Source organism: Natrialba sp. INN-245, assembly GCF_009807105.1.
GTDB lineage: Archaea > Halobacteriota > Halobacteria > Halobacteriales > Natrialbaceae > Natrarchaeobius > Natrarchaeobius swarupiae.
This window is the reverse complement of record NZ_WUBV01000012.1, coordinates 1-20,028: the sequence shown is the minus strand read 5'-3', so window position 1 is coordinate 20,028 and position 20,028 is coordinate 1. Positions and strand designations below refer to the sequence as shown.

Below are 20,028 nucleotides of genomic sequence, written 5' to 3'. Positions count from 1 at the left end.
CGCCGCTACCGTGGCGGTTTGGGGTGGTCGCTCGACGAGCTTGGCGAACGAGTACGTGGTTTTATCGTCACACAGAAAGGAACAGGTACCGTGACAACGCTGGTCGTCTGTCTCGACCGGACCGACGACGTCGGCCGGAAAGCCGGTCTCCGCTCGCCGATCGTCGGCTGGGAGGCAGTCCGCGCGCTCGTGACCGACATCGGCCTCGCGGATCCGGAGGATTCGGGGGTCAACTCCCTGCTCGAGACGCTTCGCGTCGCCCAGAACCTCCGCGACGAGAACGAGGAGGCGGTCGTGGCGGTCGTCTCGGGGGACCGAGAGTCGATGGTCTCGGCAGACAGAGCAGTCGCTCGCCAACTCGACGAACTCATCGCCGAGTACGAGCCGGAGTCCGCGGTCGTCGTCATCGACAGCGCAGAGGACGAGCGGCTCGTCCCGGTCGTCGAGAGTCGGGTCCAGGTCGACTCGGTCGACCGGGTCGTCGTTCGGCAGGCCCGGGACATCGAGTCGACGTACTACCTGCTCAAGCAGTTTCTCGCGGACGAAGAACTTCGCCAGACCGTACTCGTCCCGATCGGCCTGACGCTTCTCGTGTTCCCGATGCTCGCGACCGTCGTCGGACCCGCGGAAGGTGCCGCCGCGATCACCAGCGTCATCGGCCTCTTCTTGCTCTACAAGGGCTTTAGCATCGACGAGATCATCACCGGTGCCGCCCACCAGGTCCGGGAGTCGCTGTACTCCGGACAGGTGTCGGTCGTCACCTACGTCGCCGCCGCCGGACTGACTCTCGTTGGCCTCTTCGCAGGAGGGCTCGGTGTCTCGAATCTCGAGGATCAGTCGGGTATCGTGATTCCGACGATGCAGTTTACGTACGATAGCATCCCGTGGCTTGCGGTCGCCGCGCTCACCGCGAGTGCCGGTCGAGTCCTCGACGAGCTGATCGGCGAGGAACCGATCCGGCGTTCCTATCTCAACCTGCCGTTCGTCGTGCTCTCGGTCGGGCTCGTGATCCGTGGCTTCTCGGCGTACTTCCTCGAGCAACAGGGGCTCATCGATCCGGTCGAGATCGCCAGCCACGGAACCCTTCCGGTCGAAACCGTCTTCGTCACCGCAAGCGAGCGGCTGGCGGTGTACGTCGTCGCCGCGATCGCGGTCAGTCTCGTCGGCGCTCGACTGGCAGCGTCGCTCAGCGGCCGAGACGAAACGGAACTCGACGACGGAGCCAGCGCCACGTCCGGCCTGACGGACGGCGGACCGCCACCGACGGGGTCGACGGGCGCCGGAAACGACGAGACGGGCGTCGAAATCGTCGACGACCGGACGAACTCACGATCGGGTTCGACGGCTGCCACCGGCGTCGATGGCGACTCGAGCGCCGAACCGGAGTCCGACGAGGGCGAGTGATACGGTTTCCTGTCCGTCAGTGCCGACGCACTGCGACCGTGGGGCGGGTGTACCCGGAGATCGGGACAGAAATCCGTACGAGACGGTCGGGTTCCGATCCGTCGGTACGTACCGGACGGGTTCGCGTTCACCAGCGAGTCGGGCGAACGTTTCAGTTGGACGCGTAACTCGTCACCCATTTACCCCCGTAGATGCACGCACAACCATGAGCGACGCAGACGGGGCCTGGGTGAGCCTCTTTTCCGGCGGGAAGGACTCCTCGTGGGCGTTGTACCGCGCTCTCGAGGACGGCCTCGACGTTCGGCGACTGGTCACCGTCCACCCGAGCGACGACTCGTACATGTACCACGTTCCCGCGACGGAACTCGCCGAACTCGCCGCCGAGAGCGTCGGTATCGAACTCGTCGACGTCGATCCGGGCGACCTCGAGGCGGGGCTGGCCGACGACTCGAGCGAGCAGGGCGACGACGAACTCGAGCCGCTCGAAGCCGCCCTCGAGACGCTCGATCGGAATCTCGAGGGTGGGATCGCGGGCCTGACGGCCGGTGCCGTCGAGAGCGAGTATCAGACCAACCGGATCGAAGCCATGTGCGAGCGTCTGGGGTGTGAGCTGTTCGCGCCGCTGTGGCAGGAAGATCCACGAGAACTCGCCGACTCGATGCTCGAGGCTGGCTTCGAGATCCTGATCGTCCAGGTCGCCGCCTACGGGTTAGACGATTCCTGGCTCGGACGAACACTCGACTGCGAGACGCTCGCCGAACTCGAGGAACTACACGACGAGTACGGCGTTCACATTCTGGGAGAAGGTGGGGAGTTCGAGACCCTGGTGGTCGACGGGCCGCACATGGACCGGCGGATCGACCTCGAGTACGAGCGTGAGTGGGACGGGTCCCGGGGTCGGTTGCGGATCACTGACGCGCAACTGGAGTGATTGGTTCGACCGTGAGTGAGCGAAGCGAACGAGCGGCTTTTTTTGGTCCAGATTTTTGCGCGAGCGGTCGACGAAGTCGACCCGAGCGGAAAAAAGGTGGTTCTGAGACCCTGGTGGTCGACGGGCCGCACATGGACCGGTGGATCGACCTCGAGTACGAGCGTGAGTGGGACGGGTCTCGAGGCGATTGCGGATCACCGACGCGCAGTTGGGTTGACGATCGCTCCGGCGAGCCTCGATTCGGCAGCCGACGGATCGGATAGCGACCCGCAGGAACCGGTCACGAGGAGGACCAGACCTGTGCCTGCGGCGTGCCGCAACTGTCACAGACGACGGCTCGGTTGTCCTTGTACGTCGCTCGCTCGAGTTCGCCGTCTGGACAGACCGGGCAGGTCCGCCCCTCCAGAATCGTGAGTAGCTGACGTCCCTGTCGGTCGGTCTGCGACGGCTGTGATTTCGCCATATCACCACACCCGGCTGGGGAAGGGGTAACGGTTGACCCTGCCTGTGCCATCCCATCTCTATTCCGGTGCTCGAGCACTCTGGCGGGTTGCGAGGATCCGCCGGCACCGACTGGCGGGCTGCGAGGATCCGCTGGCACCGAAACACGGCGATCCGTTTATCCGCTTCCACACGGAATCGGAGAGCGATGTGGCCCTGGGGACACCTCGCCGTCGCCTATCTCCTGTATACTGCCTACACCCACTACCAGTACGATCGTCCGCCGCTTTCGCTTCCGGCGATCGCACTCGCGATCGGCTCACAGCTCCCCGACCTGATCGACAAACCGCTCGCGTGGACGTTCGACGTCCTCCCGGGCGGTCGCACGCTCGGTCACTCGCTTCTGTTCGCCGCGGTGTTGGTTCTGGCCGTCTACGCCCTGGCGATCCGCTTCGACGCTCGTGGCGTCGGCGTCGCGTTCGTCGTCGGTCACCTCTCTCATCTCCTGGCCGACGTCCCACCCTCGGTGCTCACTGGCGACCTCTCCGGAACCGAGTTCCTCCTCTGGCCGCTGGTCGAACAGCCGCCGGAAGATCCCGTCGACGGAGTGCTGGACGCGATTCTTACCTACTATGCGATGGGGCCCTACGAACTGTTCCAGTTCGGACTGTTCGTCCTCGCGGCGGTCGTCTGGTACCGTGACGGAGCACCCGGACTGGGGTACGTACGCGTACTGTTCGAACGCGGCAGACGTGTTCCGTCTCGAGACGAGTAGCCGAAATCGTGTCAGACCGTCTCCCGGCCGAGCGTACCGCACGGAATCGTGGCGGCTATCCCTCAGCCGTCCGTAGCCCGAGTATGCGCCAGTTCGTACTCGTCGGCCACGAGGTTCCCACCGATCCCGATTTCTCGCTCGACGACCTCGCCGGCGGCGCCGGCCGCCTCGACGCGCTTTGCCGATCGATCACCGCCTCGTTCGTCACCTCCCACGGCATCCGTTCGGACGTCCGCGTCCACCTCGTGGCCCAGGACGAACTCACGATCTCGTTCGACGGTCGCGAGCTTCGTCGTCTCAATCCGGACGAACGGAGCACCGCCGCACTCGTCCGGAACGCACTCGAGCATCGGGGCGAGGCGATCGGTGCACTCCCCGCCGAACCGAGCCCTGGCGTCGAACTCTACCGCCGCGGATTCGAAGAGACGCTCGAGTCCGTCGGTGAGGACGGGCCGATCATCGAACTACACGAGGACGGCGATCCAGTAGTCGACGCCGGCGACCTCGCGGATCCGACGTTCGTCCTCTCGGACCACCGGGATTTCACCGACGACGAGCGCCGGACGCTCGAGGCCGCCGCCGACCGGCGGCTTCGACTCGGTCCGGAGCTGGTGCACGCCGATCAAGCGATCACGATCGCTCATCACTTTCTGGATACGAACGGCTACGAGCGCTGGTAGCTGATTCCCCGGTTGCTAACGGCGAACCGACCGGGTCACGTCGGGCGTATTTTGGTCCTTTTCTCTCAGCCGATGAACGGTTTCGGAACCGTTAAACGCTCGGATGATCACTTTCGAAATGCGGGCCGGTGGGGTAGCTTGGTATCCTTCGGCCTTCGGGTGGCCGTAACCGCAGTTCGAATCTGCGCCGGCCCACTTTTCCCGCATCGCAAAACGGGGAGCGAAGCGACGAGTTTGCGATGCGGACAAATGGAACCAAGCAGATTCGAAGTAGACCAGTCGCGCACAGCGAAGCGAGCACGTCTGGGCGTGGTTCGTAATCTGCGCCGGCCATTTCTATCTGCTGACGATGGATCCGTGGCAACCTGCCAGTGTGAGATTTGTCCTCATAGGGATTATCGTAGCCAACCACCGGTTTCGAATCCTCTCTTTCGGCACTGTCTCTCGGTTCTTCACTGGGAAACGATGAACTCCTACGATAATCCCTATCAGTACCCCTCGTGATCGAGGGCAGTTCTGTGAGACAACAATTCGTCTCAGTCGACCGGTGGTTCGGCGGACGAACACCTCGGTTCGATTTCGATTTCCTGAGGTGGCGTGACCGAAATCGTGTATCCTCGGTAGGTAAACTCGAGACGGAGGTCGGTTTCGCGTGTCGTCGACGGACGAAACAGGGCGTCCAGTGCGTCCGTATCGACCGCCGCGTACAGCGGTGGCTGGAGGTCACTCGGACTGGTTCCGTCGCGTGCGGCGACTTTCTTGGCGATCTTGACGCTCGTTGATTCCCCGGGCCCCATACCGGCCGTCCAACGAACCGGGTTAAAAAGCCCCAGGATTCTGTTCCGACGTGTGGCTGACGTGCGTCTGACGGTGTTCAGACGATAACTTCGTTCGGACGGATGCGAACGATCACGCGCTCGCTTTCGATCGGCTGCGGGTAGTCCTGGTCCAGATAGCGCCGGGAAAGTTCGTCGATATGTTCTCGAGCGCCGTCGGTCGTGATCTCCTCGATGTCACCGATGACGGTGAAGTGACGGTATGGATCGTCCGGATCGATCATGCTGAGACCGACGGAGGGATTCGCCTCGAGGTTGCGAAGCTTGCGGCGGTGGCGTTCAGTGTTGAACAGCAACCGGTCGTCATCGGCGTCGTAGTCGATCCACACCGGCGTGACGTGTGGATCGCAGTCGTCGGTCAGCGTCGCGACGTGGGCGAACGTACGTTTCTCGAACAGGTCGTGAACCTCCTTGGGGATCGAGGCCATAGACCGGTTTCACCGACCAGGGGTTTTCAGTTGGTGCCTTCACTCGGAGGGGCCAGTCGCTCGAGCGGTTGCCCGGCATGGTCTCGAACCGACGGAGGAGAGCGGCCACAAACGTACGTGACGGCCTCGGTCCCGGTCGACAACGACGGATCATTTCGGTTGGGAACTACAGATCACGGAGTCTGATGCCGTCTTGGACCAGCCGTGCGTTTCGTTCCCGCTCGAGGTGTTCTCCGAGGTCGTCGTGGTCGTACAGTTGAGCGATGACGTCCGCGTACAGCGTCCGCCACGCCAGTGCGTAGATCGGGGACTGTCCCCACGCACGCAGCTCCGGCACCAGTTCGTCGTACGTCTGGTAGCGTTCCTCGAATCGGTCGATCGCCTCGAGGATCTGCGTGGCAGCCTCCCGGTCGTCGTCCGCTTCGTCGATCACGTCGTTGAGTCGTTGCTCCCAGCCTGCGATCGCTTCTCGCATGTCGGCTGCGACGGTCTCGTCCTCCGGTGGCAATCGTTCGAGGATCGGTTCGGGAACGCCGAGTGAGAGTTCGTCCATACAGCGTGGTATATCGGCGACTGGCAAGAAGGTACGGACCGCATCCGGTGCGAATGATACGGTTTTCTGTCCGTCGGTGCCGACACATCCGTGGCTCGTGGAGCGGGTACCGGTAAATAGTTCCATGATGTGAACTGCGGCTGGCTCACCCGCTTGCCCTGTTTCCACCGTTCGACGCACCCTTTTGTCGCTTGAACGGCGCGTCGGATGGCTTCTTGAACGAGGTTGGCGGTAAGGTCGGTTTCCTCTCGGAGTTCCATGTAGAGCGCGTCCCGTGCGGTCGTATTCGCCGTAATGCAGTCCGTGTAGGTCTCGTCATCCCAACAGAACTCGACGGCACGGTTCGCGCAGTGAAGGAACTGTCGAGCGGATTCGTGGAGCTCGTCGCGGTGCTCATCGGGGACAATGAGTTTGACCGGCGCGGTTCGACGCACCCCTATATTTCAGATCACTTCCCAACGGTACTTATAGCTCCGGGGAGTCGGGTAGCTACTGTCGTGCGGTTGTGCCATCCTTCGTCGATTTCTGCTCACGGGCCGTAGCCCGTTCGCACGGCTCGAGGGATCTTCGATCCCTCGCTGTCCTCTCCGACCTACTCGCTCGTGGTTCGAGACGCGGAACGTCTCGTCATCACGAAAGACCTCCGGTCTTTCGAACGACTTCGCTCGCTCCTTGAGGTCGGAGGGTCACCTCGAATTATGCTGATACGGTTTACTGTCGTCCGGACTGCTGTCGGTCATCGACGGTGAAACCGCGAGCAGTCCTGCGATTGCACCAATCCACCGGACAGCGTTCCGTATCAGAGTTCCTCGCGGCCCACCATCCCGTCGAGTGCCGACAGCGCACCTTTCAGGATCTTGCGTTCGCTGCGCCGGAGGTTCATCGAGACGGCCGTCTTCGAGATCTCGAAGTGATCCGCGAGTTCGTCGAGAGTCGTCTCTCTCGGCGTCTCGTAGTAGCCGTTTCGGGAGGCGACCTCGAACGTCTCCCGTTCGGTCTCGGTCAGCGACCGACACCCCTCGAGTAACTCCATAGCGCTGTCGGAGTTCTCGAGGAGGTCGAAAAGCGGCGTGGGGCCGAACTGGTCGCGGTCCTCGACGTGGTAGTCGTTGTGGCGCTCGAGTTCGGCGAGGGCATGATCCTCGGCGTCGTCGTCGTCGAACCCGACGTGCCAGCGCTCCCGACCGTGCTCGATCTGGAACGGGCCGGTGATGTAGCCGCCGTTTTGCTGGATCGTCTCCATCGCGTTCGTCTGCTCGATCGTCGTCCCGATCTGGGCGACGTTCTCTCGCTTCGAGAGGATGTAACACTCCCGCATGTTCGGATGCGCTCGAAGCGCCTTGAGTCCGTCCTCGAGGGCTCCCCTCGACTCGCCTCTCGCGATGAGTCGCGTCTCGAGTTGATCATCGCTCGTATCGAGTTGCCACTGGACCGCGGAGAAGGCGATATCGACGTCGTCGGTCGTGTCGATAAACGGGCAATCGTACTGCCGCATGTCGATATCGAGATCGATCATTGGTAACTATTGGCTAACACGTTACGGAACTTCATACATCATCATTAAATTTCCGGAAATAGTACTTCGACAAGCGTCGACTGCAGGGTCGACTCGGACCACACCACCGAATTCGACCCTGCAGTGCAGGCGTGCCAAAGCACTAGTGAATCTAGTTGCACAGTTCTTCGGACGGGGTTCGGTTATCGAGCGCTTGGTTGGGTCGATCGTGGTGGTAGTGGTGGTGAAAACGTCGTAACCAGCGGCAAGCGCTGATTGATACGATCTATTGTCCGTCAGTACCGCCACATCTGGGACCCGTTCCCCGGATACGGCGGGACACAGGGACAGCAATCCGTCTGACTCCTCCGGCGAGAAGAAACGCAGAGTCATCCACACGTTTGACCCGGGCAATTCTATCGATGGTGCCAGCCCGAACATAACGAAAACAGCTGCTCGAATCGCAACCGATAGTTACCCTTCGAACACCGAATCGAAGAACTTCCGCTCGGCGGTTCGGAGATGCTGGTTGAACGTCGCCGGCGCGATTCCGAGTCGGTCGGCGATCTCCTCGCCCGTGCTCTGGCGTGGCCAGTCGAAGTAGCCGGCGAAGTACGCCGTCTCGAGTGCGGCACGTTGTTTTTCGGTGAGATCGTTCTCGAGTACCCCTGGCGTACCCATGTCGGTTCGGTCGCTCCGTTCGGTGGTCCGCTGTGCGAGATAGGTGGCGTCGGGGCGGTTTTCCCTGATGACCTCGATCATCTGTCGGGTATCCCGTCCCCGTGGCAGTTCGACGACAAACCGAAACTCCCCGTCTTCGATCGTCGCAGAATCGACGCGGCCGCCGTGTGTGGCGATCGACTCGAGCAACGAGATCGCGACTGGTGCGACGAGTTCGAACTCGAACTCCCCACGTCTGACCGTCAGGAACCGAACCTCGTCGATGCCGTCAGTGGATTCGACCGAATCTCGAAATCGGTCCTGGGACACCTCGTACGCAGAGCCGTACGCCAGCAACGTCTCGTCGCCACGGATCAGCTGTTCGATCTCCACGCGACAGGACTCTTCCCGTGAGAGCGCGACCAGTGGTTCGGCGAGTTCGTCGACCCGGAACTCGAGTTCGACGACAGCGTCGCTGACCAGTGCGTCCCGCCGCTCGATCGCGGTAATCGCGTGAGCGATGATGTCGCCGATGCGGGCGAGAATCGTCGTCTCGGGGCCGGTAAACGCCCGTGGCGACGACGAGTAGACGTTCAACACGCCGTAGACGAGATCCTCGTGGATGATGGGGATCGCGACCGACGACTGGTATCCCTGCTCTTTCGCCGCTTCGCGCCACGGTTCGTACTGGGGATGCGTATGGACGTCGCTCATGACCTGGACCGATTCGGTTCGGATCGCCGTTCCCGAGGGACCCTGGCCGGTTGGGTCGTCCTCGTTGACCGTGATTTCGACGTTTTCGAGGTATCCTCCTTCGACACCAGCAGCGGCTTTCGGAACGACGCGGTCGCTGCCGGGATTGACGCCACCGATCCAGGCAAAGCGGTACGCGTCGGATTCGACGAGACGATCACACACTCGTTGCTCGAGTTCGGCCCGCGTCTCGGTCGTGATCACGGCGTGTGTGATGTCGTGTCCGATCCGATTTAACCGGTTTAGCGCCTCCAACTGCTGGCGTTGTCGGCGACGCTGGCGTTTCTGTCGAGCCCGCTCGATCGCGTGGTGGATCGTCCGGACCAGCAACTCGCTCGTCACCTCGTCTTTGACGAGGAAGTCCTCTGCACCCCGCTGAATCGCTCGAACGCCGACTTGCTGATCTCTGAGCCCGGTCAACACGACGATCGGCGTTTCGTCACCCTGCTCGGAGACCGTCTCGAGGGTCCGTAATCCCTCGCTGTCCGGGAGGTTGAGATCCAGCAACACCAGGTCGATCGGATCGGACTGCACCCGCTCGAGTCCATCCTCGAGGTGTGTCTCACGGATCATCTCCGGCAGTTGATCGGCAGATTCGTCTGTTCTGACTCGCTGAGTGAGCTCTTCGGTGTTTTTGAGCATCTCCTCGATCAGGCGAGCGTCGCCCGGATTGTCCTCGATTAGCAGGATCTGGAGGGGGTTCGCTCGCTGATCGGCATGGGTTCTCTGGTCGTCGACCACGTCGATTCGATCGGCCGTCTCGGTTCGTGGATCGGATTCGTTCACGATCGGTCCACCTCCGAGGGCAGCCTGACGACGGAGAACCAGAACTTCTCGAACGCCCGGACGGCATCGATAAACTCGTCGGGATCGACCGGTTTCGTGAGATACGCGTTGGCGTGTAGTTCGTAGGACTTGACGATGTCTTCTTCCGCACGGGAACTCGTCAGGACGATCACCGGGATCGATCGGAGGTTCGGATCGTCCTTGAGTTGCTCGAGGACCTCCTCCCCGTCGGTCCGTGGCAGGTTGAGATCGAGCAAGATGAGATCAGGACGCGGGGCGTCCTCGTATCGTCCATCCCTGCCGAGAAATTCGAGTGCTTGATTTCCGTCGGTGACGACGTGGAGATCGTTCTCGATCCGTCCCTGTTTGAACGCCTCCTCCGTTAGCCGGACGTCTCCCGGATTGTCCTCGACTAGCAGGATCTGTGCTCGCTCGGGGGTAGTGTCTCCGGACGTGCTCATGGGTCTCGTGTATCGATTCCGGTCGTCGACGCCGGCATCGTATCGTGAAACCGGTACATCCGTCCGTGTCGTCTCTCTGCTCGCGTGTCGAAGACGTCCATGAATCGATTGCCATTCAACAATCGATTGCGGGATATAAATGTGGTGTCGGATATCGGATTTACTGACGCTCTCTCGCTTGAAACTGCCAATGGCGAACGCCCTGCCCAACCTCCGCCGAGAGACGACAGCTCACCCGTGATACGGTTTACTGTAGATCAGTTCCGGTGAGACCGCGACCCGGACGGCGGTCTCACCGGTAAATCGCTACAGCAATCCGTATGAAACGTCGTCAGTGACACGGTTCGTCCGTCCTGCCGGGTGGAACGAATCCGACGTCGATCCCACCCGAACGGGGAGACGACGCTCTCGCAGGCGCGAACCACCGCCGTCGCGTACCACTCCGCGTCGTAGGCGGTCGGCTCCTCGAACGGGAGTCGAACCCGCTCGGCGCCGTCGGCGTCGTCGTCGACGACGACGTATCGGACCGACTGACCCGGCGAACGCTCGAGTCCCTTCGACTCGTAGCGCTCGAGCGCCGCGGCCGATCGCGTCCGCCGGTCGTACGCCTCGAGCGGCTTCGAAACCCGGTTCGTGACGACGAGGTCCTGGGGATCGACCGACCCGGTCCGAAGCTCGCCGAGCCGACGATCGAGTGCGTCGCAGACGGCGGCCGGCTCCCGTTCCCGGTCGAGGACCTCGACGAACTCGCGTTGACTCTCCGCGACGAACGCCGGTGTGCTCCGCTGGCGACACTCGAGTCCCCGGATCTTGTACCCGCCATCCACCCGCTTTCCGAAGTACTTCGTGAGCGCGCCAGCGGGCGCGGACTCCGCTGTCGTCCTCCCTGAGGAACTCTTTCCCGTCGTCCCCTCTGAGGCGCTCATCCTCGCGGCCGAATCGCGACGGGGAACGAAACAGACCCACTCGTAGTGGCCGTCGCGTTCGAGCTCGATCCCGACGGCGTTGCTGACCTCGGCCGCGACTTCACCGATCGGCGTCGGCTCGTCCACTCGGGGAGTCACCCAGAGGCTGTCGACGATCCCGTGAACGATCCGCCAGCCGGCGTCCTCGAGCCGTCGTTTCGCCTCGAGGGCGATCTCACGGGCGTAGGCGTTGATCGCTTCGTGGCACTCGATTCGCCCGAACGTGGCGTTTCGGTACCCCTGGTAGCCGAAACAGGCGACGAGCACCCACTTGATCGCGCCCGACTCGCCGCGCAGGCGGGCGGCTTCCTCCTCGGACGGATCGGCGGCCAGTCGCCGCTTGCGCGCCGCCCGGTCCTCGAGCAGGGGCTCGAGAACGTCGGGGAGAAAGCCGTCGTCCCCACAAATTCGATATCCGAGCTCCGGGACGTGACGGCCGTCTCCGCCGAGTTCGCCGGTTGCCTCGCCGGTACCAGCTCCGAGGCTGTCCCGACACTCGCAGTCGACCGTCTCCGGGCTCACGTTGTGCTCGCAGATGATCCGCGGGTACAACGACGCGAAGTCGATCTCGTGGACGTCCTCGTGGAAGCCGACCTCGGGCGCGAACGTGAACCCGCCGCGGTCGGCCGCGTGAAGCGTTCGGACGTCGGTAAACTGCTCGGGCTCCCACTTGTTCCAGGGCGCGAGGACCTCCCGGTCGCGAGCCAGTCGAATCTGTCTCGAGGTCAACAGCGTTCCGATGCTTCCCCACGCCGCTTCCTGCAGGGGGCGGCCCGTCTTCTCGATCATGTACTCGAGTCCAGCCAGCCCCGACTGGTGCCAGAGGAAGCTGTTCGACTCGTCGACGATCGCCCGACCCGGAACGCGATAGCGCGCCGGGGAGTGGCCCACGCGCCCGTAGCTCTCGTACGTGTTCTCCCCGGCCAGCCGCGTCCACCCCGGGAGACGCCCGAGGCGAAACCCCTCGAGTCCGCGTTCGGTCGCCCGCTCGTCGAGCAGCGGGATCAGATCCGCGTGGCTCACCACCAGGACGTCCGGGTCGTCGCGCTCGAGGCGATCCTCGAGCGTTCGAAGGACGTCGACAGCGTCCGTCTCGGTGCTGCCAATCGGTTCGCCCTCGACTCTCACTGCAGAGATGTCGCCGTCTCCCAGCGCCGGTTCCGAGAGTTCGATCGACAGCGTTCGAAGATCACGACCCGGGGTCGGATCGATCCCGCGGTCGAGACAGTACCGAAATCCCGGCGACAGATCGACGTCGAACAGCCGGAACGTCCCCGGCGCGTACGCTTCGCGCTCGTAGACGCCGCGGATCTCGCGGGCCAGCGTCCGTGCCTCGCCGACGCGCTCGAGGTCGGCACGAAGCACCGAACTCCGGTCGCCGGCGTGGGCCTCGTGGAGATCTGTCGCCAGGCGCTCGCACCCCGTCGCGACGAGTTTGGGATCGGACTCGAGACGCGCTCGCAGATCCGAGAGCGCGTCGTCGGGACCCGATACGTACAGCGATGGCTGATAGTCCGTGACGAGCCGGGACTCGGCTCCGGTGTCGGTCAGCGTCCACTCGCGGACGGTGTCGCCCTCGAATTCGAACGTGTACGGACTCATTCGCTCTCGTCCCCTCGCGTTCGGTCGCCGTCCGTCGGGCCCCTGTCGGAGCCACACCGACACGCACACTCCTCGCGAAGCCGGCGCAACTCGGCCTCGTGGGCGAGCAACAGCGACAACACGAGCGCCCGTTCCGGCCCCGGCGGGTTCGCGTACCCGGCCGCGTCGGCGAAACCGCGGGCGCGGTCGAACAGTCGGTCGAAGTCCGACTGGTGCTCCCGGCGCAGTGCCCGCCGCATCGGCTTCCACTCGGACTCTATCGCCCGAATCGCGTTCCGATAAGTGGGGTTCGTCCGCCCCATCAGGGAGTCACCTCGAGCAGCCCGTGGTCGTAAGCGGCGACGACGGGGTCCAGTCGGTCGACGGTCCCACAGACCTCGGCCCAGTAAGGGATCGTCGTTTGCCACCACTCTCCCTGCCAGTAGCCTTCGGTCGCGGCGTTCCCGTCCGGCCCGATCAGACGGAGTCCTTCGCGCGTGTGCACGCATTGAATCGTCGTCCGTGCGTACTCGCTGACTGCCGACGCCCGCTCGTCGTCGGCGCTCGTGACGAGAACGGGACAGCCGAGGACCTCTCCCAGTTCCGACAGCGTCTCGAGCGTCGAGGCGAACAGCTCCTCGCGTTCGTACGCAGGCACGTCGGAATCGTGGTAGAGCGAGGCGACGTTCGGTGCGACGATCAGCTCCGTCCGCGGGTCGGCCCGTCGGACGACCTCACGGACCAGCGAGTGGTGCTGGTAGGCGGTAAACGCCCGCGCGATCCGGAGGCCGGAGAGCGCGCGGGCGCTCGAGGCGCAGTCGTACAGGACGTGCGTCGAGGCCGCGTTGCGTGCGTCGATCCAGTAGGCCGTCCGACCGGGTGTGTCGGCCAACCGGTGCGTGACGAGTCGATGAACGACGGTCGAGTGCGGTTCGGACACCTCGAGCAGTACCAGTCCGGATTCGTCGCCGAGCGGTTCCCCGTGAACTGCGGAGTCGGACATAGACGGGAGGTCGTCAGAACGGCACATAAGCGGCGGCGTGCGGTTTCCGATTTTCCGAAACGAATCGGACCGGCCGATTTCGGCCGCTCGGGTCACTCTCTTTCGGGTATCCGTTCACTTTCCGAAATTCCGAAACGTGGTGTTCGTCGTGAAGTAGCTTTCGCCGAGGTGTTCACTCGCCAACTCGTCACGATGTCATATCGTCGTCGCCTGCCTCCTTCCGAGCGAACCACGATGACTCGAACACGCGAAACTGTTCACTTGCACGGACCCGACCGCTTCGCCGACTTCGACACCGACGAGATGCCCACCACGTCTGTCTCCGCGGACCGATGAACGCCGAACTCGCTCTCGCTCGCCGGAAATTCCTGGCGACGGCGACGATCGGTTCCGCGGCGGGGGTCGCCGGCTGTACCAGCCCGACCGCCCGCGAGTCAGGTGACGGAGCCGATGACGGGCGGTCCGCATTGCGGGCGGGGAAACGGCGCGTCATGCTCTTCGGATCGACGCACCTCCAGCACACGGACGACGGCGACGGCGGAAACGTCTTCGCGGTCGATCCGGGCGACGTCCTCAGGGAGGACCGACAGCGGGAACTCGCCGATCTCGCCGGTCGGCTCGCGGAGTGGGAACCCGAACGAATCGCCGTCGAGTGGCCGTCCGCCGAGCAGGAGGCCCTCGACGACGCGTACGCGAGCTATCGGGACGGTGACCTCGGGTCGCTTCCGGAGCGCCTGGACCCGACCAACGAGATCGTCCAGATCGGGTTTCGGTTGGCCGACCAGCTCGATCACGAGCCGCCAGCGGCCGTCGATTACCCACAGGACCTGACCGCGTTGCTCGAGTCCGAGGAGACGCCGCCGTCGTTCGAGTCGTTGCTCCCGGATCCCGCCGATGTCGCGTATCCCCTTCCCGCACTCGAGGAGACGATCGCCGAGGATCAGCGACTACTCGACGAGGGAACGTTGCTCGAGTATCACCGTCACCTCAACGACCCCGACCGGGCGCGGTGGAACGACGAACTGCTCTTCGCCGCAGCACTCGAGGGGAGCGACCTCGGCGAGTACGCCGCGACGAGTCTGTTGACGGCCTGGTACCAGCGGAACATCCGGATCGCGACGAACCTCTGGAACGGCGTCGACGGCGAGCGGATACTGCTGGTGATCGGCGCCTCTCACGTTCCGGGCCTCCGGCACCTGTTGACGGTCGCGCCGATGTTCGCGCCGGTGTCCCCACTGCCGTATCTCGAGTAACTGCTTCGGTCTTGCCGACGCGCAGACGTTCGATCGCAGCGGTGTTCGACCGCGACGGCGCTCGACCGTAGCGGTGTTCGCCACGACGACGCTCGGTCGCAGCAGTGTTCGACCAGGACGCTCGAGTAGCGGTTCGAGACCGTCGAGACGCGCTCAGCTATCGCCGACCTCCTCGTCGACCACCCGGTAGGTCCGACCGCGGCGCTTGCCGACGGCCTCGATCAGATCGTAGTGGACCATCTTGGTGAGGTAGTTCCGGAGCGTCCGCCTGGTTTTCGGCTCCTCGACGCGACGTTCGTACGTGGCGTAGAGCTCACCCGGCTCGATCTCACCGGCGTCGGCGATCACGTCGTACAGCACCCGCTGGTGTTCGATCAACCCCTCGAGCGTTCGCCGCCGTACGGCCGTCCGTCCGGAGGGAATCGCCTCCTCGAGTACGGCGTCCGTGACCGGGGCGGTCCCCTGTCGTTCGGCCCGGAGGGCGGCCGATCGGAGGATGCCAATTCCGACGCGGGCGTCACCCGACGCCGCGTCGGCGACCGTTCGCAACTGCTCGTCCCCGATCGTGTTCGGCTCGAGGGCCTTCTCGGCTCGTTTCTCGAGGATCGCCGCCAGCTCGTCGGTGCCGTACCTGTCGAATCGGACCCTCGAGCCGGCACGAAGCCGCGAGCGCACGCGGTCGTCGAAGCCGGCAAAGAGTTCGTCCTCGCGGTTGGCGATCATCACGAGCGAGACGTGAGCGAGTCGATGGAGGTCGTACAGGGCACCCGTCTCCTCGAGCTGGTCGACTTCGTCGAGAATCACGACGACGGGACGGTCGTCCGTCGCCGACAGCCGACCGAACAGTTCGTCTTTCGGCGTCGACCGGTGGACGCCCGTCGTTCGTCCGACCGACTCGAGGATACTGTACAGGACCCGAAAGCGGGTGTACTCCTGCCAGCAGTTGACGTAGGCGACCCGGACGTCCGGCTCCTGTTTACACAGCTGCGTCAGCGCGTATCTGGCGATACAGGTCTTTCCAACGCCCGTCGGCCCGAACAGGAAGGCGGGATCGGGTCGCCGGCCGTACACCAGCGGCTCGAGGGCCTCCGAGAGGCGATTCACCTCGTCGTGGCGGTGGACCACCTCGCTCGGCACGAAATCCTCGCGTAGGACGCGGTCGTCGACGATCACGGCTCGTGGATTTCTCGGCGACCCCCTTAAGCCTCGCCGGGCCGTTTCCGAAACTTCCGATAGATTTGCTATCGTCGTATATGATTTATCAACAAACTCGAGTCGGGTTCCGAGCGTTTCTCCTCGACGACCCACTACGCTGGCGCTGTAGAAGGCAACGGGGTGTCGTGGCGTCGATCGTGGCCCGACGAACACGCGGTCCAGTCGCGGCGACCCACCCTCGAGTCCGAGACTAGACGTGGTGAACCCGGTCGTCGGGGTCCTCCGGAGGTCCACGAAACTCATCGCTCCGGCGAGATCACCGATCGGTTCGCTCGATTCACGGAGAGTGCGTTCGTCGGGCCTCGAGGCAGCATCGACTCGATCGAAACGGCGTTTGACGCTGGAGTTGCCATCGAATCTGTTCGACCGCCTTCGAACCCCTGGCCTCGAGTCTCTCGATTTACCGTTCGCGCGTCTTCAGTCTGCTATTGGCCGGAATCTTGTTGTTGAACGCTTCTCTTGGTGGGTTCATGCCACAAGAGGGGGAACTTGGACAGGCAGTCGAGCACATCGAAACGATCAGCGAACATGTAGATGGGACACTCGAAGTCACAGAGACGCAGGTCGACGAGGTCGCCAACGTTCGTGAGGAGCTCGAAGAACTGAGCACCTCGATGGAGGAGGTCGCTGCTAGTTCCGAAGAGGTCGCGGCCGCTGCCGAACAGGCCCAGACATCAGCCGAACGCGGTCAAGAGACGACCCAGACTGCACTGGAGACGATGAACGGGGTGGTCGATATCACCGACGAACTGACAACGACAGTTGATGAACTCAGCGACCGCATGGAGGCGATCGAAGAGGTCGTCGACGTGATCGCCGATATTGCAGACCAGACGAATCTCTTGGCGTTGAACGCAAACATCGAGGCGGCCAAAGCCGACGACTCCGGTGCTGGATTCGCCGTCGTCGCTAACGAAGTCAAGGGGCTCGCCAACGAAACCATCGCCCACGCTGACGAAATCTCTACCCAGATCGAACAGTTTGAACACCAGACCAAACAGACGGTCGAACAAACGACACAGACGAACCAACAGGTTACCGAAGCCAATGACAAAGTCGAGAGTGTCCTCGTCGCACTCGGGGAGATTACGTCGGCCGCTGACGAGGCCGCTTCCGGGATCGGTGAAGTGGCAGATGTCAACGACAGTCAGGCTCGCACCATCGAAACCATCTCCGAGACGACCGACGTGATCGACAGTCGTTCCGACCGGATCCTCTCGGACATGGCCACGGCCAGTGCTCTCACCGAGAACACGAGGTGATCGTCTCTCACCTCACCTCGTACATCAACAACTTGTCCGGAATGGCCTACCGGGTGAAAAACGAGGAGGGGTGGCCGGTTATGTTCGCCTCTGGCGGAGCGAAGGGTCTCACAGGATACGATAGCGAACGACTGGTAGACGGGACCGTTACCTTGGGCGGTGATATCATTCACGAAGGTGACGCCGACGACGTCTGGAACGCCGTTCAAGACGCGATGGATCATCGTGAGGATTTCGACATCCGGTATCGAATTTGGACGGCTGACGGCGATGTCTTGCGGATCCGAGAGCAGGGCCGTGGCCGGTACAACGACGGTGGCGATGTCGTTGCGGTCGAGGGGTACATCTGGGATCCGGATCCATCAGGCGCAGAGACGCTTTGGCCCGAGACGGCCGACTCGAAAGCAACGACACCGCTGGATTGACGTTTCCCCTCCGCAAGCGAGATTGTCTCAGAATCTATAGGGATCGTTGAAAGTCATTGCACTCCCGCTCGAGTGCGAGCGGTGTGTAAATCGTTTCAACGATTACTATAGGATAGCGCCACCGACACCGCCTATCGTCGAGATCAAACCACGATCTCAAATATCGTCTTATACGTTCTCGAGATCGGTTCGTCCCGCTACTCCCGAATTGATTCGCACGTGGTAGACGACGACCTGCGGTCGAGCGTCGTTCGGGCCACTTCTCTCGCGGATACGTCTGGAAACGGCCAGTGTGGCGCTCTGTCTGTCGGTTTCTCGTGGACGGGCTCTAGGATCTGTTGCTTCTGGGGTCTTCCGTGGCTGCCGAGTTCGTCTCTCCGTCTCTGCGTTGGATGTGATTATCCCGCTCGATAAATCACATAGTGCGATATGGAAATCGTTCCCTGATGTTGCGAAGATGCCTCTATGATGCACAGCTTTCACAACTGAACAGTCTGAAATAACTCTCCGAGAGCCGTTGAGAACGTACGTCTATGAAACCTGTCGGATAGCGGTACGGAAACCACCGGAGAAAGCGCACTCAGGACAGCGCTGGCGCTCTCGAGCGAGGAGAGCCCAGAGGAAACGAGTGGGTTAGTCGGGTGGGTCGAGGCCGTAATTCTTCTTGGCGAACGTCAGGAACGAGTTCGCCGAGATAGCCGGCCCGTCCCCCACTTCGCCGTCCAGTTCGAGTTGGACGAGGATATCCACCAGCCGCCAGCAGTTGTTGAGGACACAGGCGAACGCGAAGTTGAAGTACCGGAACCGGTGGTCGGGCGACTGTGTCTCTGCGAGGAACGTCTTCAGCTTCTTGAACCCGTTTTCGATACCCCAGCGCCGCTTATACCAGACCATTACCCGCCCAATTTGGTGCTTCATCTCCCGTTCGTCAGCGGGATCGACGTCTACCCACGGCAGGTTCGTTTCGAAGGGTACCGTCGGCGATTCGACTCGTGTCGGCTCGTCGATCTCCTCCTCGTCCGCGACTTCATCGAGAAGATTGCTCAACGGCGAGTCGCCGTCACGATCCGCCGAGAGCGGTGTTGTATCGCCGATGTCCTCGAAGTCTTCGATGAGTTCCTGGCGAATCGTCACGTCCGTGCCGTCATCGGCCTCGTCTTCTCGTTCCCACTCGCGCTTCGGGAGATAGACCGCCTTCCGCGTCGGTCCATCGTCGAGTCGCTCCTGCTTGACGACGTCGAAGTCTTTGTCCTCGCTGGCGAGCTTGGCGATCTGGTGTTCGTGGTCGCTGCTGGACCGCACCACACCCGGATTCAGGTAGTGGACACCGTGGTCCTCGCAGGCGTCTTTGACGCCGTCATTGGCGAACTCACGGTCCATCATCACGAGGTCTAAGCCGGGGACGATGTCGGTCGCACCGTCGAGGAGATCGTCCACGATGTTGACCCGCTTTCGACCACGTTCGACCGGGATAGCATCGAGGATTAGCGGGACATCGTGGCCGACGAGTTCGAGGACGGCCTGCCGGAGGAGATCCTCGAAAAGCTACCGGAGGCGCTGCGCGAAGGTTAACGAGAACGGTCATCCAGCGTTCACCCGGGCGTACAAGCGGACGTTCGACAACGCGACTTTCCCCGAGCTAACAAGGGAAGTAGTCCGGAACAACGAGCGATACGGCGGTGAAGGGTCGGCCCACTGGACTTGGGAAGAGATCCAGAACTCACTCCTGTTCAATGACCGCGAGAGAATCGAGAACCTCAGCGAGCGCGAGCAGCGAACACTGGCGCTGTTCATGAACGAATCAGACGAGATCGCCGCCCAGTTCGGCGAAGCGATCGAGCGTCACTGGCAGGGCCTCTCTGGTGGTGAGTACCTGGCCGCCTCGATGGAGAACGCGACTGCCGGGGCGATGGTGGATCTCTCGACGGGACAACCATTCGTTTCGACGGCAGCCGGTGTGTTTTCCGGACCGTTCCGGGCGCAGGTGGAGTACCAGGTGGACAAGCGTCTGCCGAAGGACTACAGGGGCGGTGGGGCAGAATGGGTCTCATAGCGTGATGTTAGGACTAGCGACATCGTTTCCACGGTGATAATTGGCGAGAGCAACGGTTAGACGAAGGC

The 20,028-nt window shown here is 62.7% G+C and carries 19 protein-coding genes, 1 tRNA gene and 4 pseudogenes; 10 read left to right on the top strand and 14 right to left on the bottom strand.

Annotated elements, in window-relative coordinates; all coding sequences use genetic code 11:
• Window positions 1-90: 90 nt before the first annotated feature.
• The 3 genes and pseudogenes from GRS80_RS03680 to GRS80_RS20590 all read left to right on the top strand — a co-directional run.
• Window positions 91-1,404, top strand: coding sequence for a DUF373 family protein (locus GRS80_RS03680; RefSeq protein ID WP_343161431.1), 1,314 nt, complete (start codon window positions 91-93; stop codon window positions 1,402-1,404).
• Between the two features lie 205 nt (window positions 1,405-1,609).
• Window positions 1,610-2,335 (top strand): diphthine--ammonia ligase, encoded by a 726-nt coding sequence (locus GRS80_RS03675; RefSeq protein WP_160046374.1) that lies wholly within the window; start codon window positions 1,610-1,612, stop codon window positions 2,333-2,335.
• 104 nt (window positions 2,336-2,439) lie between these two features.
• Window positions 2,440-2,552 (top strand): annotated as a pseudogene (locus tag GRS80_RS20590) (ATP-binding protein); the annotation flags it as partial.
• A 63-nt stretch (window positions 2,553-2,615) separates the two neighbouring features.
• On the opposite strand, the gene GRS80_RS03665 reads toward GRS80_RS20590, so the two are convergent.
• Entirely contained in the window at window positions 2,616-2,798 is a 183-nt protein-coding gene (locus GRS80_RS03665; protein WP_160046373.1) for an HVO_A0556 family zinc finger protein, read from the bottom strand.
• Between the two features lie 186 nt (window positions 2,799-2,984).
• Here GRS80_RS03665 and GRS80_RS03660 point away from each other — a divergent pair, with 186 nt between their 5' ends.
• From GRS80_RS03660 to GRS80_RS03650, 3 genes are all read left to right on the top strand, one after another.
• Window positions 2,985-3,551, top strand: a complete 567-nt coding sequence (locus GRS80_RS03660; RefSeq protein WP_160046372.1) for a metal-dependent hydrolase — start codon at window positions 2,985-2,987, stop codon at window positions 3,549-3,551.
• 83 nt (window positions 3,552-3,634) lie between these two features.
• Window positions 3,635-4,231 carry a tRNA (pseudouridine(54)-N(1))-methyltransferase TrmY gene (gene trmY, locus GRS80_RS03655; RefSeq protein ID WP_160046371.1) on the top strand — a complete coding sequence of 199 codons (597 nt, stop codon included), beginning with the start codon at window positions 3,635-3,637 and terminating at the stop codon, window positions 4,229-4,231.
• A 122-nt stretch (window positions 4,232-4,353) separates the two neighbouring features.
• Window positions 4,354-4,426, top strand: a tRNA-Pro gene (locus tag GRS80_RS03650).
• Window positions 4,427-4,767: 341 nt separating this feature from the next.
• Here the strand turns inward: GRS80_RS03650 and GRS80_RS03645 are convergent.
• The 11 genes and pseudogenes from GRS80_RS03645 to GRS80_RS03595 all read right to left on the bottom strand — a co-directional run bounded on the left by GRS80_RS03645 (window position 4,768) and on the right by GRS80_RS03595 (window position 13,752).
• Window positions 4,768-5,028, bottom strand: coding sequence for a HalOD1 output domain-containing protein (locus GRS80_RS03645; RefSeq protein WP_160046370.1), 261 nt, complete (start codon window positions 5,026-5,028; stop codon window positions 4,768-4,770).
• A 77-nt stretch (window positions 5,029-5,105) separates the two neighbouring features.
• The gene (locus GRS80_RS03640; RefSeq protein WP_160046369.1) at window positions 5,106-5,495 is read right to left on the bottom strand and encodes a TIGR03618 family F420-dependent PPOX class oxidoreductase; all 390 of its coding nucleotides are present in this window, start codon (window positions 5,493-5,495) and stop codon (window positions 5,106-5,108) included.
• 166 nt (window positions 5,496-5,661) lie between these two features.
• The gene (locus GRS80_RS03635) at window positions 5,662-6,048 is read right to left on the bottom strand and encodes a hypothetical protein (RefSeq protein ID WP_160046368.1); all 387 of its coding nucleotides are present in this window, start codon (window positions 6,046-6,048) and stop codon (window positions 5,662-5,664) included.
• 122 nt (window positions 6,049-6,170) lie between these two features.
• Window positions 6,171-6,488, bottom strand: a pseudogene (locus tag GRS80_RS21060) (RNA-guided endonuclease TnpB family protein); the annotation flags it as partial.
• Between the two features lie 359 nt (window positions 6,489-6,847).
• Complete coding sequence (locus GRS80_RS03625) at window positions 6,848-7,564, bottom strand: helix-turn-helix domain-containing protein (protein ID WP_160046367.1); 717 nt, start codon at window positions 7,562-7,564, stop codon at window positions 6,848-6,850.
• A gap of 151 nt (window positions 7,565-7,715) precedes the next feature.
• Window positions 7,716-7,817: pseudogene (locus GRS80_RS20585) on the bottom strand (IS6 family transposase); the annotation flags it as partial.
• A 200-nt stretch (window positions 7,818-8,017) separates the two neighbouring features.
• Window positions 8,018-9,697, bottom strand: a complete 1,680-nt coding sequence (locus tag GRS80_RS03615; protein WP_343161435.1) for a bacterio-opsin activator domain-containing protein — start codon at window positions 9,695-9,697, stop codon at window positions 8,018-8,020.
• A 41-nt stretch (window positions 9,698-9,738) separates the two neighbouring features.
• On the bottom strand, window positions 9,739-10,203 hold the full coding sequence (locus GRS80_RS03610) for a response regulator (protein WP_160046366.1): 465 nt from the start codon (window positions 10,201-10,203) through the stop codon (window positions 9,739-9,741).
• Window positions 10,204-10,460: 257 nt separating this feature from the next.
• Window positions 10,461-12,770, bottom strand: a complete 2,310-nt coding sequence (locus GRS80_RS03605; protein ID WP_160046365.1) for a DNA polymerase domain-containing protein — start codon at window positions 12,768-12,770, stop codon at window positions 10,461-10,463.
• Entirely contained in the window at window positions 12,767-13,072 is a 306-nt protein-coding gene (locus tag GRS80_RS03600; RefSeq protein ID WP_235019632.1) for a hypothetical protein, read from the bottom strand. Before GRS80_RS03600 ends, GRS80_RS03605 begins: the two co-directional genes overlap by 4 nt.
• Window positions 13,072-13,752, bottom strand: coding sequence for a hypothetical protein (locus GRS80_RS03595; protein WP_160046364.1), 681 nt, complete (start codon window positions 13,750-13,752; stop codon window positions 13,072-13,074). The genes GRS80_RS03600 and GRS80_RS03595 overlap by 1 nt, the downstream gene beginning before the upstream one ends.
• A gap of 332 nt (window positions 13,753-14,084) precedes the next feature.
• Between GRS80_RS03595 and GRS80_RS03590 the strand changes: the two genes are divergently transcribed.
• A complete protein-coding gene (locus GRS80_RS03590) occupies window positions 14,085-15,005 on the top strand; it encodes a DUF5694 domain-containing protein (RefSeq protein ID WP_160046363.1) in 921 nt (306 codons plus the stop codon).
• A gap of 153 nt (window positions 15,006-15,158) precedes the next feature.
• On the opposite strand, the gene GRS80_RS03585 is transcribed toward GRS80_RS03590, so the two are convergent.
• The gene (locus GRS80_RS03585; RefSeq protein WP_343161430.1) at window positions 15,159-16,178 is read right to left on the bottom strand and encodes a Cdc6/Cdc18 family protein; all 1,020 of its coding nucleotides are present in this window, start codon (window positions 16,176-16,178) and stop codon (window positions 15,159-15,161) included.
• Window positions 16,179-16,690: 512 nt separating this feature from the next.
• Here GRS80_RS03585 and GRS80_RS03580 point away from each other — a divergent pair.
• Window positions 16,691-17,482, top strand: coding sequence for a methyl-accepting chemotaxis protein (locus GRS80_RS03580; protein WP_235019631.1), 792 nt, complete (start codon window positions 16,691-16,693; stop codon window positions 17,480-17,482).
• On the top strand, window positions 17,479-17,907 hold the full coding sequence (locus GRS80_RS20580; RefSeq protein WP_343161429.1) for a PAS domain-containing protein: 429 nt from the start codon (window positions 17,479-17,481) through the stop codon (window positions 17,905-17,907). The genes GRS80_RS03580 and GRS80_RS20580 overlap by 4 nt, the downstream gene beginning before the upstream one ends.
• 633 nt (window positions 17,908-18,540) lie before the next feature.
• On the opposite strand, the pseudogene GRS80_RS03575 reads toward GRS80_RS20580, so the two are convergent.
• Window positions 18,541-19,428: pseudogene (locus GRS80_RS03575) on the bottom strand (transposase); the annotation flags it as partial.
• Here GRS80_RS03575 and GRS80_RS03570 point away from each other — a divergent pair.
• On the top strand, window positions 19,313-19,960 hold the full coding sequence (locus tag GRS80_RS03570) for a hypothetical protein (RefSeq protein ID WP_235019630.1): 648 nt from the start codon (window positions 19,313-19,315) through the stop codon (window positions 19,958-19,960). The pseudogene GRS80_RS03575 and the gene GRS80_RS03570 sit on opposite strands and share 116 nt — an antisense overlap.
• Window positions 19,961-20,028 lie beyond the last annotated feature (68 nt).